Genomic DNA, 17,166 nt, shown 5'->3' on the forward strand with positions numbered 1-17,166 from the left:
CGCTCAGGCCGGTGGGGTGCTCACTGCTTGCTCTTGCCCATCACGCCACGCGCGATGAACGTGCGTGACAGCCTGGCCCAGCTCACGTTGGGGTAGATGATCTCGGCATCCTCGCCGTCGATCTTGACGGCGACGCTCTTCCCCGGCTCCACCATCGACATGGAGCTGATGTTCAGCTCCCACTCCGTGTTCGCGAGGTAGGGGGGCCCGCCGGGCGGCTGCACCTCCAGCCGGAGGTCGACGAACGCCATGGAGCCGTCCTGGAAGGTGCCGCGCGTCCGGCTCGAGACCACCGTGGCCTGGGCGAGGCGCGCGCGGGCCATCCTGGAGTCCACCTCGGCCACCCGGCCCCTCATCGCCTCGACCTGGGCGTTGTCCCGGCGGAAGACGAAGAAGACGATGACCGCCACGACGAGCAGCGGCACGAGGATGGCCGTGAGAGCGATGATTGTACCCATGTCGCCGCGCGATCTTCCCTTTGAGCTCACAGGCGGTGAGCCAGAGCCTGCCCGCGGGGGCCGGCGGTCAAGGTCGAGTTCCTCGAGCGATGGCCCCGACTCGCTCCATCAGCTGAGCACATGGACGCCGGAGAGGTGGTAGCGCAGCGCGCACATCGCGAGCCGCGTCGGGAGCTGGGAGATCTTCGCCGCGCCCGTCTCGATGGACGTCGGCTTCACGGTGAGCTCGACAGCGCTGTTGATCGCGAGCGAGGCGCCCCACTTGAACGCCAGCGCCACGCCGCCCGTGATGTCGAGCTTGGCCGCGTAGGTCGCCGTGAAGGCCGCGGAGAGCTCCAGCGTCGCCTTCGCGCCGACGAAGGTGGCGATGCTGGCGCCGATGGCGTTGGTGTTCGACAGGCCGAGGAACGTGTCCGATTTGAACCCGCCCGTGACGTTGACGTTGTTCGAGCTGTAGAGCTTCTTGAACGGGCCGTGGGTCGTGAGCTGCGCCGCGCCCTTGATCTCCCCCACCAGGTTGCCGTCGACGTATTGCATCATGTTGCTCTTGACCCTGACCTCGCACTGGTCCTGGGTCTCCAGCGTCATCTTGCCCTGGCTCTTGATGGTCGTGGTCCCGGACTGCGTGTCGACCAGGGTGTCTCCGGACTTGGTGGTGACGGTCGTGTTCCCGGTGTCGATGTTCACCGTGTAATTCCCGGTCTTCACCGTCGTCGTGGTGTCTCCCTCGACGTTGGTGATCATCGTGCCCGTGTCGACGTCGGTGAACAGGTTGCCGGTCAGCACGTGGAGCCACGTGTCGCCCTCGATCTCGGTGTACGAGGTGCCGGACTCGACGAACAGCTCGTGGATCCCGGATTGCACGTGGGTGATCCAGTTGTCCTTGATCGTGGCGTTCCAGGTGCCGCCGCCGTTCAGGCCCACGGTCTGGTCGAAGTTCTTGCCCGCGTCGAGCAGCGTGTTGTCGTCCGTCTTCACGATGAGCTCGTGATCGTCGTTCGGCGAGCCCATGCGCAGGTACGTGTTCGAGTACGGCGTCGAGAGGGTGACGCGCTGCTGCCCTGCCCGGTCCTCGAGCTCGAGCCGGTTGCGCCCGCCCGTCTGGATGACGTTCTTCGTGTGGTTGCCGCTCGTGATCGGGCTCGGCGTGAGCGCGTTCGGCACGACGCCCGAGATGACCGGCCGGTCGGGGTCGCCGCCGAGGAAGCTGAACACCACCTCCGTCCCCCTGCGGAGCGGGAAGTGAAAGCCCTCGATGCCGCCGCCGTGCGGCTGCATCATGCGCACGAACGTCGACGCCTTCCCGCTCTTCAGGTTGCTCTCGTCGAACTTGAACTTCACGTTGTAGCGGCCGAGATCGTCGATCTGCGCGTACTCGCTCTCCGCGGGCCCGTCCACGGTGCCGTTCTCGTAACCGTAGATGCGCGGCCACGGCGTGCGCGACTCCGCGCGCATCTGCGTCTTCGCGGGGATGGCGGTGAGCTCGACGAAATACACCTCCTCGTGCGGCAGATCGAGCATCTCGCGGTACATGGTGGTCCCGGCGAGCTGGTTGCCGTGGTGGTGCGCCTCTATGGTGAGGTATCTCGCGTTGAACGCGGCGCGCGGGTGGTCGTCGAGCTCGAACGTGTAGCCGGGCCGGAGGTGCATCCGCGTCCCCGACGCCCGGTAGACCACCTGCCGCGCCAGCATCTCCTCGGCGCGGATCCTGGCGAGCCGCTCGCCCGCCGCCGGCGTGAAGAAGCGCTCGCCGTAGAGGCTCACCTCCCCCGCGCCGTTCGGCGAGACGCGCGCGGCGCCGGCGACGTTCAGGTTCGGCCGCGCGTAGTCGTAGTCCTTGAGCTTGATCGCCGCCGGGAGCGTCGTGTGCTGGCTGGTGAAGGTGCGGAGCGACATGCCCGCGCTCACGTCGTGCCCGACCTGCGGGTGGTAGCGGACGGGCGCGCCGATCGGGTCCTCCTCGTACGCCTTGGCGTCGCAGAAGACGACCTTGTCGCCGTCCGGCGAGTGCTCGAAGAAGTAGAAGATGCCCTCGCGCTCCATCCACCGCGAGAGGAAATCGAGGTCGCTCTCCCGGTACTGGCAGATGTGCTCCTCGACGTCATAGCTGCCGAGGCGCATCTCGTACTCGTCAGGTCCGATGCCGTTCTCCTCGAGGACGGCCTTCATGACGTCGGGGAACGTCTGCTTCGTGAAGATGCGGCTGTGCCTGGAGAGGCCGAGCAGCCAGAGCTTCGGCACGAGCACCGCGCGGAGCAGCGAGCGGCCGTCGAGCTCGTGCAGCACGCCGAGGGTCGCGAGGACGCCGGCGAAGACGAAGGGAGGGCGGTTGTCCGTGAGCCAGTCGAGCACGAGCGAGGCCCTGGCCCCGATGGCGTCGGAGAGGTCCAACGACTCCGCGTCCTCGCCCTGGAGCAGGAGGTAGATGTCGATCTGGTACGGGCGCGAGATGGCCTCGACGCCGCGGAATCCGACGACGCGCGTGGAGCTGGGGAGCGCGCCCGAGGAGATTTTGATGAGGTCGTCCATGGCCTTTCCTGCGTTGTTCGACGGCACACGTCGGGTGCCTCAAGGAGAGTCGTCCGCGAGCCGTACCGAGAGAGCCCGAGGATAGAACTAGACGCAAATCCGTCAGCCGGTCAACCTCCTGAAGACGGATTGATGCCGTGTTCCGCGGGTGGGATCTCGACGAGGGCGCGGAGGATCGCGCCGCTCGATCGCGCGCTCGCGAGCTTGACGCCATAGACGTTGGCACCCGCGAGATCCGCGTCGCGCAGATCGGCGCCCTCGACGTTGGCGCAGGGCAGACTCGCCTCCTTGAGCTTCGCCGCGCGCAGGATGGCGCCGGCGAGGTTGGCGCGCGCGAGGCTCGATCGCGAGATATCGGCCTTGCTCCCGTTGATGTCCGCGAGGCACGCCCGGTCGAAGACGGCCTCGACGAGGCGCGCCTGCCGGAGGTCGGCGCCCTCCAGCGACGCGCCCTCGAAGCTCGCGTGCGAGCCCCTGGCGAACGCGAGATCGGCGTTCCTGAGGAGCGCGGAGGAGAGCCGCGCCCGGTCGAGCGTGGCGCGGGAGAGGTCGGCGCGCGTCAGGTCGGCCTCGTGGAAGCACGCGCCCGTCAGGTCCGCGCCGCTCATGTTCGCGCCGGAGAGGCGCGCCGAGGCGAAGTTGCACCGGGTGAGCGTCGAGCCGGCGAGGTTCAGGCGCTCGAGCGAGGCGCCGCTGAAGTCGATGCCGTCGAGCTCGACGCCCGCGAGCTCCAGGTCGTGGAGCGGCTGGCCGCTCTTGAGCCGAGCGAGCAGCGTCGCGCGCAGTCCACGGGCCTCCGGCTCGGACGCCGGGGCGGAATACGCGGCGCTGCTCGCGGGCGCGGCGCTGCTCGCGGGCGCGGCGCTGCTCGCGGGCGCGGCGCTGCTCACGGGGGCGGCGCTGCTCACGGGGGCGGCGCCGTTCGCAGGTGCGGCGCTGCTCGCGGGGGTGGCGCCGCTCGCGGGGGTGGCGCCGCTCGCGGGGGCGGCGGGCTCAGACCGGAAGCTGGGCTCCGCGGCGCGCGGCGGACGCGGTGCGTCCATCGCGGCGCGCTGCTCGCCGGGAGGCGCGGGCGACGTCGGTCCTGCCGGCGCGGGCGCCCCGGGAACGTCGCCCGGGTGCGGCGAGGGCGCGATCCCGGGGCGGGTGAACGGCATCGCGAACGGCACGGAGCCCGCGCGAGGCTCGACCCGCGGCGGCGGCGTGGGCGCCGGCGCGAACGGCAGGGGCGACGGTGGTGGAGCAGGCTCCCCTGCGCGGCGCCGTGACGGCCCGGCGAGGTCGCCGATCCCGGTGAGCACCGCCTCGAGCTCCGGTGCGAAGTGGCTCACCGCGCCGTTCCCCGCCGCGCCGGCCGGCGCATCCACCAGCGTCACCATGGCCCGGAAGGGCGGATGCGACGGCGGCGACGGCGGCGACGGCGGCCCCGCCGCGCCGGCCGGCGCATCCACCAGCGTCACCATGGCCCGGGGGGACGGCGGGCGCGGCGGCGTCGGCCGCGGATGACCGCTCCAGGGCGCTCCAGGGATCGCCGTGGTCCGAGGGGCGGGCCCGCTCCCGGGCTCGGCGAGCGCGAACGGCGCCAGCGGCTGGATCCCCGGGCCGACGCCATCCTGGGAGTCGGCCGTGTCCTCGTCCTCGATGACAGGACCCCTTCCGGCCTCCGGCGCTCCTCCGGCGAGGCCCGGCGCGCCGGGCCTGCCCTGGGACGGAGGGGGACCGGCCGCCACGGACGGCCACGCGAGGGGCCGCCCCGGCAGCTCGACGCCCGCGACCACGCGCATGCGGGCCAGCGTGTCGCCCGGCGAGAGCGCGACGCTCCCCCGCCAGATCAGCGAGCAGCGCAGCCGGTCCGCGTCGAGGGTCAGCGTGTCGGCCACGAGCTCGACCGGTTGCCCCTGGTCCTCGCCCGCCGATCCGGACCGGTAGAGCCGCGCGAGCCCGCGGGCGGAGGGCAGGCTGGACCGGAGCCACGGGCAATGCGGGTGCAGGCCCTCCAGGAAGATCCACTCATCGCCGCGGAGAAAGGCGATCTGCTGGTCCGCGGGCGCCGCGTGGAAGTACCGGAAATCGAAGCGGGTGTCGAGCTCCGGGGACAGCGGGTCGATCGTCCGATCCCGCCCGAGGAAATGCCGCCTCGGGGCCCAGTGCCTCGCAACCGGGCCGAGGCCCGCCGGCCGCGTCGGATCGGCAGGATCGACGATGTTCGGCAGCACCGCGTCGGCGCCCACGCCCACCGGGTTCATGTCGACGCGCGGGCCGCCATACGCGCGCTCGTACACGATCGGCATCCGGCTGAACGGGCGCGGGCTCGGCGCCTCTCGCGTGTAGTCGCCGAAGACATGAAGGACCTTGTTGAGGATCCAGCGGTCGTTGCGGAACAGCGCGACCCGCACCGGGAGCGCCGTCACGGTCTTTCCCGCCGGCGCGCAGGCGTGCCCGCGCACGAGGACCCCGGCGCCCGGCAGGTAGGGCGCCGTCTCACACGCCTCTTCCAGGCTGCCCCGCCCCCCGCGAAGCTGATCGGTGCGGACCAGCTCGTCCGGCGGGGCGAGCTCGGCGCTCCTGTCGTGGACCAGGGCGAACGTCGCTTTGACGATGACCGTGAGCCGCTCTGCGCCCTGCATGCGCCATCGAACGGCACCGCAAGAGGATGGAGTCAGGGCGACGACGGAGAGGGGCCAGGGCGATTGCACGGAGCGAGGTCACGGGGCCCTGCGCCTCTCGACGGCAGCGGAGGGCCCCTGGGCCCGCCAGGATAGCCTCCAGCGCAGCTCGGACGCAAGCGCAGGGCATGACCGGCGGAGCATCGTAATCGAGCTTTCTTCTGGGACCATGCCGCTGTGAAGATCCTCCGGCGACCGCCTCATGTGGGATGTGCGGGGGCATGGTGTGAGGACGCGACTGCCCGCATCCTCCACGCACCGACGCAGCGACGCAGTCAGGACTCCCTCCAGGACTCCAGGCGAGCCCATCGACACGCACGCGCTGCAACGGATCGGCCAGGACTCCAGGCGAGCCCATCGACACGCACGCGCTGCAACACATTACGTCGAGCGCGATCGTTTTGCCGCGTCACATCGCCTTTTTTTGCGTCGGGTGTCTTTACGTTCGGCGCGTCGAATTTTCCGGCCAAATTTCGCGAAGATCGCCGGGATCCACGATTGACGCCGCGAGGAAGTTCTCGATAGGAACCGCGACCCACGACATGCGCTTCTACGCCGATCTCCACGTGCATTCGAAGTATTCCCGCGCGACGAGCAGCGATTGCGATCTCGCGCATCTCTGTTACTGGGCTCAGCGCAAGGGCATCGCGGTGATCGGCACGGGGGACTTCACCCACCCCGCGTGGATGGCCGAGCTCCGGGAGAGCCTCGTACCGGCCGAGCCCGGGCTGTTCCGCCTGCGGGACGACCTCGCCCGCGCCGCCTCGGAGCGGCTCCCCGGGGCGTGCCGCGGGGCGCCCCGCTTCGTCCTGTCGGTGGAGATCTCCACGATCTACAAGAAGGGAGACCGGACGCGGAAGATCCATCATCTCCTCTACGCGCCCGACTTCGAGGCCGCCGATCGCATCGTCCGCGCGCTCTCGAAGGTCGGCAACCTGAGCGCCGACGGGCGGCCCATCCTGGGGCTCGACTCGCGCCACCTGCTCGAGATCGTGCTGGAGTCGGGCGAGGGCTCCTACCTCGTGCCGGCGCACATCTGGACCCCCTGGTTCTCGGTGCTGGGCGCGAAGGCCGGCTTCGACGCGGTCGAGGAGTGTTATGGCGATCTCGCGCCGCACATCTTCGCGGTCGAGACGGGGCTCTCGTCGGATCCCGCGATGAACTGGCGCATCTCCGGGCTCGATCGCTACCGGCTCGTCTCCAGCTCGGACGCGCACTCGCCCGGCAAGCTCGGCCGCGAGGCCACGGCCTTCGACACGCCGCTCGATTACTTCGCGATCCGGCGCGCCCTGGAGACCGGACAGGGCTTCGGCGGCACCGTGGAGTTCTTCCCGGAAGAGGGGAAATACCACCTCGACGGCCACCGCAAATGCAATGTCGTGCTCTCGCCGGCGGAGGCGCGGGCGCGCTCCCTCGCCTGCCCCGTGTGCGGGCACCCGGTCACGGTCGGGGTGCTGCACCGGGTCGAGGAGCTCGCCGATCGGGAGGAAGGGGCGCGGCCCGAGGGCGCGAGCGCGTTCCGCAACCTGGTGCCGCTGCCCGAGGTGCTGGCCGAGCTCCACGGCGTGAGCGCCTCCAGCAAGGCGGTCCAGCGGAGCTACGACGCGGTGCTCTCGCGGCTCGGCCCCGAGCTGTTCCTCCTCGGCGAGGCGCCGCTCGACGAGATCGAGCGCGCCGGGACGCCCCTCCTCTCCGAGGCGATCGCGCGGATGCGCGAGGGGCGCGTGATCCGCGACGCGGGCTACGACGGCGAGTACGGCGTGATCCGGGTCTTCGAGCCCGGCGAGCTGCAGCGCCGCCGCGGGGGCGGGCTCCTCTTCCCGCCGGAGCCCGCGGCGCCCGTGCCGCCCCGCGCCGGGCCGCGCTCGCCCGTAGGCTCGCCCCCGCCGGCCGGGTCGCGCCCCCGTGGCCGCCGCGCCCCGGCCCCCGCCGAGCCCCCGCCCGAGCCGGTGGGCGACGCTCCCCGCGGCGCGCCGCCCGCGGCGCCCCCGCCGGGCGGCCCGGCGCTGCTCGACGCGCTCGACCCGGAGCAGCGGGCCGCGGCGGAGGTCGACGAGGGCGCGCTGCTCCTGCTCGCGGGGCCCGGCACCGGCAAGACGCGCACGCTGACGCACCGGATCGCCCACCTCGTGCTCGACCGCGGCGTGCCGCCGGAGCAGTGCCTCGCGATCACCTTCACCCGGCGCGCCGCCGACGAGATGCGGGAGCGGCTCGGCGCGCTCCTCGGCGAGGCCGGCGGCCGCGTGCCCGCCATGACCTTTCACGCGCTCGGCCTCTCGCTGCTCCGGAAGCGCGCCGCGCGGGAGGGCGACCTGGCCCCGCCGAAGATCGCCGGCGAGCGCGAGCGGGTGGCGCTGCTCGCCGGGGCGCTCCGGGTCCCGGAGCGGCGCGCCTCCAGGCTGCTCGCGGAGATCGCGGCGCTGAAGCGGGTCTACCCGCGCCACGCCGATGCGCGCCGGCCGCGGGAGGGCGCGCCGCCGGCCGGAGGCCTCGATCCCCACGTCGATCGCGCGTGGAAGGCGTACGAGGAGGCGCTCGCGGCGCGCGGGCTCCTCGATCTCGACGACCTGATCGGCCACGCGGTCGTCCTGCTGGAGGAGCAGGGCGACGCGCTGGCCGCCGCGCGCGCGGCGGCCCGGTACGTCTCCATCGACGAGTACCAGGACATCGACGAGCGCCAGCTTCGCCTCGTGCGCGCGCTGGTCCCTCCCGGCGGGAACGTCTGGGCCATCGGCGATCCGGATCAGGCCATCTACGGCTTTCGCGGCGCGGACGTGGGCTGCTTCTTCCGCTTCCAGCAGGATTTCCCGGGCGCGCGCGTGGTGCGCCTGAAGCGGAACTACCGCTCCGCGCGCCCCATCGTCGAGGCGGCGCTCCAGGTCATCGCGCCCTCGCCGACGCTCGGCGCGCGGGAGCTCGTGCCGACCGCCGCGGGCGCGGAGCGCATCGCCGTGCACGAGGCGCCCACGGAGCGCGCCGAGGCCGAGCACGTGGTCCACACGATCGAGCGGATGATCGGCGGCTCCGCGTTCTTCTCGATGGACAGCGGCCGGGTCTCGGCGCCGCTCGCGGGCGGGGATCACGCCTTCTCGGACTTCGCGGTGCTCTACCGGACCGAGGCGCAGGCCGAGCCGCTCCGGGAGGCGCTCGCCCGCTCGGGCATGCCGTTCCAGCAGCGCTCCGAGCGCCGCGTCGCGGAGCGCGCGGCCTCCGAGGCGCTCGCGCGGGCGCTGGCGGACACGCCGCCTGGGCCGCTCGCCGCGCGGCTCAAGGGGGCCGCGGCGCGGCTCCGCGAGGAGGTGGCGCAGCCCGGTCCGGCCGAGGCGCCGCCCGCGGAGGCCGGGGCCGCGGAGGGCGGCGCCGGCGCGGCGCTGCCCCTCGGCGAGGCCGACGTGGACGCGGCGCTCAGGCTCCTCCTGCCGCTCGCGGAGCGCTGCGGCGCGGACCTCGATCGCTTCCAGCTCGATCTCTCGCTGTGCTCCGAGGTCGACGCGTGGGACCCGCGGGCCGACCGCATCTCGCTGCTCACGCTGCACGCGGCCAAGGGCCTCGAGTTCCGCGTGGTCTTCCTGGTGGGGTGCGAGGACGGCCTGCTCCCGCTCCGCTTCCCCGGCCGGGGCGAATCGGACGTCGCCGAGGAGCGCCGGCTCTTCTATGTCGGCATGACGCGGGCGCGAGAGCGGCTGTTCCTCACCCGCGCCCGCACGCGCGCGCGGCACGGCAAGGTCGTGGAGGCCGAGGCCTCGCCGTTCGTGCGCGAGATCGAGGAGCGGCTGCTCACGCGGCTCGATCCGGCCCCGGAGGCGAGGCCGCGCGCGGCCGCCGAGCGGCAGCTGAAGCTGTTCTAGAGCACCTATCGGGTCGAGCTCGGACAAATGACCACAGAGGCGCAGAGAGCGCAGAGGAGAGAAAGAAAAATACAACCCTCCTCATCGGTGCCCTCTGCGCCGCTGTGGTTCAACGCTCTCTCATCTCTCGTGGTTTCAACCTGTTCGATGCTCCATGTCCCGCCTGGGACATCTCGAAGGACCGATCAGGCTGGATTTCTGAAGGAATCGACGCGCGGCGAAGCCTGGTCATCGGTTGATCCAGCGGGCAACACGGCATGTCAAAATCAGACAAGACTAGATCACTGAACCGGTTCAACCCGGCGCAGCTCGCCGGGTGACGGGGCCCGTAGAGGCTTGGGCCCATGTCGGACTTTGCGCCACCAGACATCACCATTGCCATTGTCGTGACCCCGTAATAGTCAGGTCGGCCCACAAAGTGCACGACTGTCTTGACTGGCTAGTTGGTTTGGAATAAGACTTACCATCGTCGCAGTGCCTGACCGCACACGGAACGATCTTCCGGCTCCGCGCACTCGTGATTGAGATTCACCAGCAGGACGCCTGCCAGAGAGCGGTCGGTCCCTGGAGGCCTTCATCGCGCGGCGAGCGCCCCGACCAACGCGAGGGCCAGCCTTCAACGCGAGGGCAGCGTCGAGCTGTAGGTAGAGCGGCTTTTGATTCCTTGACCGAAACAGGAGAACCACATGAGATTCGCATTCAGGCGCATCTTGCTCACCGCGACGAGCCTGCTCGCCGCGTCATGCGTCGCTCCGGACGCGTCCGACAGCGAGGACGGAGGCGAGCTCGAGGGGGGCATCACGATCGACACGAACGCGCTCTACACGATCGTCGGCCTCCAGAGCCAGCGATGCGTGCAGGTCGGGGATGGGAGCTCGGCGCCCGCGCAGATCGCGACCTGCAACGGCAGCGCGAGGCAACAGTTTCGCGCGGAGCTCGCCTCGAGCGGATGGGGCGGATGGGGCGGGGGATGGGGTAGCGCGTACTACCGGCTGCGAAACGTGAGCAGCGGGCTCTGCCTGGGGGTCAGCGGAGGGTCGACGCAGAACGGCGCCGCCATCGTCCAGTCCAGCTGCGGCAACAGCACGAGCCAGCAATTTTCGTTCATGGACGTGTCGAGCGACGTCCAGCGGATCACGGTCCGCAGCAGCGGCAGGGTGCTCGACGTCAAGGACCGGCGGACGGACGACGGCGCCGCCATCATTCAGTGGAGCTGGGCGAACGGCGACAACCAGAAGTTCTCGCTCAGGATCGCGGAGAGCGGCTCGAGCACCACGACCAGCTCGAGCACCACGACCAGCTCGAGCACCACGACCAGCTCGACCAGCTCGACCACCGGCGTCGGCGGTTCGGGCGGCGCGGGCGGCGCCGGGGGTGCGGGCGGCGCCGGGGGTGCGGGCGGCGCCGGGGGTGCGGGCGGTTCCGGCGGTGCGGGTGGCTCCGGCGGTGCGGGCGGCTCCGGCGGCGCTCCTGCTGGCGACGCGGATGTGGGGGTCGCCCCGGCGGCAGGGTGCGAGCTCGGCTATAGCCAGCTCCCGAACGGCAAGGGCGGCTATAACGTCGAGGCCGTCTGCCTCGATAGAGACATGAGCTTCGACATGGACGCGTCGCTGGCGGCCTTCCAGAGCACGGTCTACCCGCTGCTGCGCGAGAACTGCTCGGGCTGTCACAGCACGTCCGGCAAGGGCCAGGCGCCCATCCACGCCGACGCCGATCCGGCGCTGGCCCATGAGTACGCGCTCACGCGCGTGAACTTCAGGAAGCCGGCGGACTCCAAGCTCGTCGTCCGGATGGGGATCGACCGGCACAACTGCTTCGGGAGGGACTGCAGGGACGCCAACGCGCAGATGCTCTCCGCGGTCCAGGCGTGGGCCAACGCCGTCACGCCGAGGCTTCCGCAGACGCCGCGCCCCGTGGCGGCCAGCCAGAAGATCTCCGAGAGCGAGGTCAATCAGTGGATCGCGGCGGACAGGGCCGCCAACGTCCAGCCGGCCGACGCGGAGTTCATCAAGTACGCCTCGCTGCACGAGATCCACAACGCCGGCGTCTCCGCCGAGGAGCTGAACGTGGCCCGCGTGGGCCTGTCGAAGGCCCTGAACTCGACCGCGCGCTGGGCGCCCGTGATCGTGAACCCGGTGGACATCAACGGAAAGGGCATCGTCTACCGCTTCGATACCCGCGACTACTGGGGCTACAACAAGGGCGTCAAGAAGCTCCACTTCGGCGGCTCGGACGACGACGTCTTCTTCGGGAGGACGACCGTCAACTACCTGGGTGAGCCGGTCGGCACCGACGTCACGTTCCGGGAGAGGTACAACTACACATCGACGGTCCAGAGAGATCCGGAGTTCGCGAAGCTCGTGTGGGGGCGCGTCCTCGCCGGCAACGTCGAGGGCGCCACGGACGGCGGGGTGCTGCCGCCCAACGTCGACGGCTTCAAGACGGACTACATCGAGGCGAGCCAGCTCGTCTACACGCTGACCCGCCCGGACGTGTACAACGCGATCATGGCCATCCCCTGGTACGCGCAGGATCTCGAGAACGAGCTCGGCGTCATCAAGGATCAGGGCATGAAGTCGTACGAGTACATGCTCACCAAGCAGGCCATCACGGTCGACTCCCGCATGTACTGGCGGGCCAGGACCAGGAGCGGCGGGTTCTACTGGAAGACGTGGGACGTCTTCTCCGGGCAGCTCGACGGCAACGTGCAGACCATCGAGCAGGCGTACGAGACGGGCCAGATCCGGTTCCCGTTCTGGTCGCACCCGATCCCGAAGTTCATCAGCGGGACCGGCGGCGGCGTGACACCGCAGAGCTACAGCTTCATCGCGACCCTGGCGCAGCCGTACGGCTCGGAGCCCGCGGGGTGCGATGGGCAGCCGAGCTACGGCGGCGGGCAGTTCTTGAATTGCCGGTACTACACCGGGACCGACGGGCTCCAGCAGTCCGCGGAGGAGGTCATCTGGAGCCTGCCGAACGGCCTGCAGGGGTACTCCCTGTGGGGCGGCTTCAACCAGCGTCGCGTCGACGCCTTCGTCAACATCGTGCGTGATCCGCGCCTCCAGCGGAACGCCTCGGACCAGCAGATCAACAGCCTGGTGGGCTTCGCCACCCAGGACCGCCGCCTGAACAACGGCAGCTCGTGCATCGGCTGCCACACGGACGGCATGAACCGCGGCAACAACGATCTGCGCGACTGGCTGGACGCCGGCGGCGAGCGGCTCCCGAAGGGCGAGCACGGGGTCGACGGGTGGATCAACGACCCGGCGACCGTGGCGCAGGTCAAGGAGCTGTACCCGCCCTCGAGCGTGATGAGGCCGCGGATGGAGGACGACCGCCGCATCTTCCTGTCGGCGATGGCGAAGATGAAGCGGGGAATGGTCCTGGGCGCGGACAAGAACGTGTACGTGGAGCCGACGATCTGGACCATCGAGTGGGCGCAGAGCTTCTACAGGTACGCCCCGACCCGCTCGAACTAGGCTCGCGTCAGGCTCGTGGCAGGAGGGCGGCGGGCGCGGACCTATCGGGCCGCGCCGCCGCCGAGCCGCCTGTGGCTCGCGCACGCCGCCTTGTCTTGCGTCCGCGAGCACTGGTCCGCGTAGAAGGTCCGCGCCCGCTCCTTGTCCTTCGCCTCCAGGAGCGGGCCGAACGCGTCGCACGCCCGCTTCTCGCTCCACTGCACGCAGGCCTTCTCGTAGAGCGAGAACGCCCGCGCCGGATCGGCCGGCACCCCCTCGCCGCGCTGCCAGATCTCCGCGGCGCGCAGGCAGCCGCCCGTGCCGCAGACCCTCTCGTAGAGCGCCGCGGCGCGCGCCATGTCCCTGGGAATGCCCGTCCCCTTCTCGTACATCGCGGCGAGGCTCATGCACGCCTCCGCGCCGAAGCCCCTCTCCGGACAGCCCTTCGAGAAGGACGCGTACGCCTTCGCGACGTCCCTCGGGACGCCGTCGCCCTCCGCGTAGACCGAGCCGACGGCGTTGCAGGCGCGCATCTCCCCCAGGTTGCAGCCGCGCTCGTAGGCCGCGATCGCCTTCGCGCCGTCCTTCGGGGCGCCCTGGCCCTTGCGGAGGATGTCGCCGAGCAGCATGCAGTCTTCCGCACGGCCCCCGTCGCAGGCGCGGTGGAGCACGCCCACGGCCGTCGCGACGTCCTTCGCCACGACCTTGCCGTCGACCAGCATGTTGCCCAGGGAGCTGCAGCTCGGCCCGTGCCCGAGGTCGCAGCCGCGCCGGAGCAGCGCGATCGCGCGCGCCGGGTCCTTCGGGAAGACGGCCTGCGTGCCCTCCCGGAGGTACCACCCGGCCACGCTCCAGCACGCCCAGCCGTCGCCGAGCTGACACGCCTTGTCGGAGAGCTCTCGCAGCTTGGCCCGCCCCGCCGCGTCCGCGGGCGCCTTGTTGCTCAGGATATCGCGCATGTGCAGCTTCGCCCTCGCGTGACAGGCCTGCGGGACGCCGGCGTCACAGGCCTTCTCGAACAGCGACGCCGCCCTCGCGTCGTCGCGCGGGAGGTCCTTGCCGCTGAGATAGTGATACGCGAGGTGATAGCAGCTGCCGATATCGCCCTTGTCGCACTCGGCCGTGCACGCCCTCGAGTCGTCCGGATCGCACAGGTGCGCGGGCACGAGCGCCCGCGGGGAGCACTTGGCGCCGCTCCGCGCCGTCCCGTGCGGGCACGGGTCCGACAGCCTCGGGTGCTCCTCCTCCTCGGCCTGGGCCGTCGCGCCCTGCTCGCCCGCGGCCGGCCGCCGCGCGAGCAGGGGGACGAGCTCCAGGCGCAGCGGCCCCTGGCACCGCTCGGCGGGCGCCTTCGCGTCGGGCTTCGCGCTCCGGCACGCCTCGAGCTCCCCTTCCTTGCTCGTCGCGCCGCCCTGGCCCGACGCGCCGGCCGCGGCCGCCGCCGCGAAGATCTGATCGACCGTCCGCGCCGCGCCCCGGCTGCCGGGCGCCGTCGCGAACGCCCCGAGGTGCGCGCTGCGCACGAAGTGCGTCGCGCCCGTGCAGCTGCCCGCGGCGTCGTCCATCGAGGCGGCCGCGAGGGTGGTCGACAGCTTCCCCGACGTCACGAGCGCCACGTCGATCGCGCCGCCGCCCTCGATCGCGGTGCTCATCGCCGTGGCGCCGAACGGCACGTTCGCCTGCATCTCCGCTGGGTTGGCGAGCTGGAACGCGTCCTCCTTCCGGGCCACGCCGGCGTAGGAGTAGGCGCCCGGGAGCTTGCACTGGGTGAGGAGCTGCAACGTCGAGCAGTCGTACGAGACCACGGCGACGCCCTCTTTCATGACGAGCCCGAGGTCGGAGCGGCGGGTCGTGAGCCAGTCGACGATGAGCGGCTCGGCGTGGCCGATGGGCGGGCACCCGCCGCTGCTCTCGTTCGCGCTGGTCGCCGGCGAGCTGGTGGGCCGGGGAGCGTGCACGACCACCTCGGGATCCAGGCCCGGTCCACAGGCTGCCGCTGCGAGCGAGAGCCCAACCACAGACAAGTCAAAGGCGCGCTTCATCGAGTCGACAGAACCATGAGGCGTGGGGTCCGGTCAATACGGCGAGCGCGACGGCGCCGGGGCGCGCCGCGCCCGCCGGACGCTGCCCGCCGCGCTCGCCGATCCATCACGCCATGATCCGCGCGGCGCCCGAGGCGAGGCGGGGCGCGCGGCCCTAGATGTCGAAATCGAGAATGCCGTCGGGCTCCGCCTCGGAGCCGCCCGCCGTCGGCGAGCCCTGGGGCGGCGAGGCGACGCGCAGCCTCGGCGCCTCGATCGCCACGCGCTGGCCGTCGGCCACGCTCTTCGTGAGGAACACCGAGCCGCCCACCACGCTCCCCTGCCCCAGCACCGTCTTGCCGCCGAGCACCGTGGCGTTCGCGTAGATGGTGACGTGGTCCTCGACCGTGGGGTGGCGCTTCATCCCGCGCGCGCCCCGCGAGTGCTGCGGCAACGACAGGGCGCCGAGCGTCACGCCCTGGTAGAGCTTGACGTGCGCGCCGATGTCCGTGGTCTCGCCGATGACCACGCCGGTGGCGTGGTCGATGAAGAAGCTGTCGCCGATGTTGGCGCCCGGGTGGATGTCGGCGCCCGTCCGCGTGTGCGCCCACTCGCTCATGATCCGGGGCATGAGCGGCACGCCGAGCAGGTACAGCTCGTGCGCCACGCGGTACACCGTCACCGCGAGCAGGCCCGGATAGGCGAGGATGATCTCGTCCATCGACGACGCCGCGGGGTCGCCGTCGTAGGCCGCCTGCACGTCGAGCAGGAGGCGTCGCCGGATCTCCGGCAGCTTGCCCACGAACACATGCGCCACGTCGCGCCCGCGCTGCCGGCACTTCGGGATGTCGATGCGACAGCCCGCCACGGTCTCGTCCTGGAAGCACAGGCAGCGCTCGATCTGCCGCTCCAGCTTGGTCTGGAGCGTCGAGACCAGCGTGCCCACGTGGTAGAGCAGGTCCTCGTCCGACAGGTCCTGCCGCCCGTTGTAGCCCGGGTAGAAGATCTGGAGGAGGAGATCGATGATATCGATGATCTCCTGCCTCGAGGGCGTGAACCGCTTGTTGATGTGGTGCCCGCGCGTATCCTCCCGATAGCCCGCGATCAGCGCCTCGACGACGCCGTGCAGCTCGCTCCCCGGGGTGGGCGCATGTCTCTTGTCGTCCACGTCGACCTCACGACGCCTTCATGCTCTCGATCTCGGTGAACATGCCCTCGAAGAGGGGGCCGGACAGGTAGCGCTCGCCGGCGTCGGGCAGGATGACGACGATGGTCTTGCCCTCCCACCTCGGGTCGCGCGCGAGCCGGCTCGCCGCGACCATCGCCGCGCCGCAGGAGACGCCGCTGAGGATGCCCTCCTCGCGCGCGAGGCGCCGCGCCATGGCGATCGACGCGTCGTTGGAGACCGTCTCCACCTGATCCACGAACGAGAGATCGAGGTTCTTCGGGACGAAGCCCGCGCCGAGCCCCTGGATCTTGTGCGCGGACGGCGTGAGCGGCTGGCCGGCGAGCGTCTGCGAGATGACCGGCGAGTGGACCGGCTCCACCGCCACGGAGTGGAGCGGCCGGCCCCGGACGCGCTCGAAATGGCGGCTGACGCCGGTGAGCGTGCCGCCGGTGCCCACGCCCGAGACGAGGACATCGACGTTGCCGCCGGTGTCCTCCCAGATCTCCGCGCCGGTGGTGGTCTCGTGGATCGCCGGGTTCGCGGGGTTCTCGAACTGCCGCATCAGCACGTACCGGCCGGGATCGGAGGCGGCCAGGGCCTCGGCCTTGGCGATGGCGCCGTTCATCCCCTGGGGGCCGGGGGTCAGGATGAGCTTGGCCCCGAGGGCCACGAGCACCTTGCGCCGCTCCATGCTCATCGTCTCGGGCATGCAGAGCACGCACTCGAGCCCGCGCGAGGCCGCGGCGAAGGCGAGCGCGATGCCGGTGTTGCCGCTGGTGGCCTCGACGATCGCCTTGCCGGGCCCGAGCAGCCCGCGTTGCTCGGCGTCCCAGACCATGGCCGCGCCGATGCGGCACTTGACCGAGTAGGCCGGGTTGCGCCCCTCGATCTTCGCCAGGACGGTGGCGGGCGCGCCGTCGGTCACGCGGCGGACGCGGACGAGCGGCGTGCGGCCGATGCTCCGGGTGTTGTCGTCGTAGACGCGGGGGAAGGTGCTCATCGTGGTGACCGTGCTGGT

The 17,166-nt window shown here is 71.3% G+C and carries 8 protein-coding genes; 2 read left to right on the top strand and 6 right to left on the bottom strand.

Annotation, left to right across the window (positions count from 1 at the left end):
- Window positions 1-20 precede the first annotated feature (20 nt).
- The 3 genes from WMF31_RS20795 to WMF31_RS20805 form a co-directional block, all read right to left on the bottom strand.
- Window positions 21-458, bottom strand: a complete 438-nt coding sequence (locus tag WMF31_RS20795; RefSeq protein ID WP_436603622.1) for a hypothetical protein — start codon at window positions 456-458, stop codon at window positions 21-23.
- A gap of 108 nt (window positions 459-566) precedes the next feature.
- A complete protein-coding gene (locus WMF31_RS20800) occupies window positions 567-2,987 on the bottom strand; it encodes a type VI secretion system Vgr family protein (protein ID WP_436603623.1) in 2,421 nt (806 codons plus the stop codon).
- Between the two features lie 110 nt (window positions 2,988-3,097).
- Window positions 3,098-5,614 carry a DUF2169 domain-containing protein gene (locus tag WMF31_RS20805; protein ID WP_436603624.1) on the bottom strand — a complete coding sequence of 839 codons (2,517 nt, stop codon included), beginning with the start codon at window positions 5,612-5,614 and terminating at the stop codon, window positions 3,098-3,100.
- Between the two features lie 581 nt (window positions 5,615-6,195).
- Between WMF31_RS20805 and WMF31_RS20810 the strand changes: the two genes are divergently transcribed.
- Complete coding sequence (locus tag WMF31_RS20810; RefSeq protein ID WP_436603625.1) at window positions 6,196-9,501, top strand: UvrD-helicase domain-containing protein; 3,306 nt, start codon at window positions 6,196-6,198, stop codon at window positions 9,499-9,501.
- Window positions 9,502-10,187: 686 nt separating this feature from the next.
- Window positions 10,188-12,980: an RICIN domain-containing protein gene (locus tag WMF31_RS20815; protein WP_436603626.1), complete on the top strand. Its 2,793-nt coding sequence runs from the start codon at window positions 10,188-10,190 to the stop codon at window positions 12,978-12,980.
- 41 nt (window positions 12,981-13,021) lie between these two features.
- Here WMF31_RS20815 and WMF31_RS20820 read toward each other — a convergent pair whose 3' ends face one another.
- From WMF31_RS20820 to cysK, 3 genes are all read right to left on the bottom strand, one after another.
- Entirely contained in the window at window positions 13,022-14,917 is a 1,896-nt protein-coding gene (locus WMF31_RS20820; RefSeq protein ID WP_436603627.1) for an SEL1-like repeat protein, read from the bottom strand.
- A 238-nt stretch (window positions 14,918-15,155) separates the two neighbouring features.
- Complete coding sequence (locus WMF31_RS20825; protein ID WP_436603628.1) at window positions 15,156-16,148, bottom strand: serine O-acetyltransferase; 993 nt, start codon at window positions 16,146-16,148, stop codon at window positions 15,156-15,158.
- Window positions 16,149-16,155: 7 nt separating this feature from the next.
- A complete protein-coding gene (gene cysK / locus WMF31_RS20830) occupies window positions 16,156-17,148 on the bottom strand; it encodes a cysteine synthase A (protein WP_436603629.1) in 993 nt (330 codons plus the stop codon).
- Between the last annotated feature and the right edge of the window lie 18 nt (window positions 17,149-17,166).

Source organism: Sorangium sp. So ce1036, from assembly GCF_051369805.1.
Classification (GTDB): Bacteria; Myxococcota_A; Polyangia; order Polyangiales; family Polyangiaceae; genus Sorangium; species Sorangium cellulosum_F.

Bases quoted from the DNA above. Each gene is read 5' to 3' on its own strand.
- WMF31_RS20795 (WP_436603622.1), bottom strand. From the start codon at position 458: ATGGGTACAATCATCGCTCTCACGGCCATCCTCGTGCCGCTGCTCGTC.
- WMF31_RS20810 (WP_436603625.1), top strand. From the start codon at position 6,196: ATGCGCTTCTACGCCGATCTCCACGTGCATTCGAAGTATTCCCGCGCG.
- WMF31_RS20800 (WP_436603623.1), bottom strand. From the start codon at position 2,987: ATGGACGACCTCATCAAAATCTCCTCGGGCGCGCTCCCCAGCTCCACG.
- WMF31_RS20805 (WP_436603624.1), bottom strand. From the start codon at position 5,614: ATGCAGGGCGCAGAGCGGCTCACGGTCATCGTCAAAGCGACGTTCGCC.
- cysK (WP_436603629.1), bottom strand. From the start codon at position 17,148: ATGAGCACCTTCCCCCGCGTCTACGACGACAACACCCGGAGCATCGGC.
- WMF31_RS20815 (WP_436603626.1), top strand. From the start codon at position 10,188: ATGAGATTCGCATTCAGGCGCATCTTGCTCACCGCGACGAGCCTGCTC.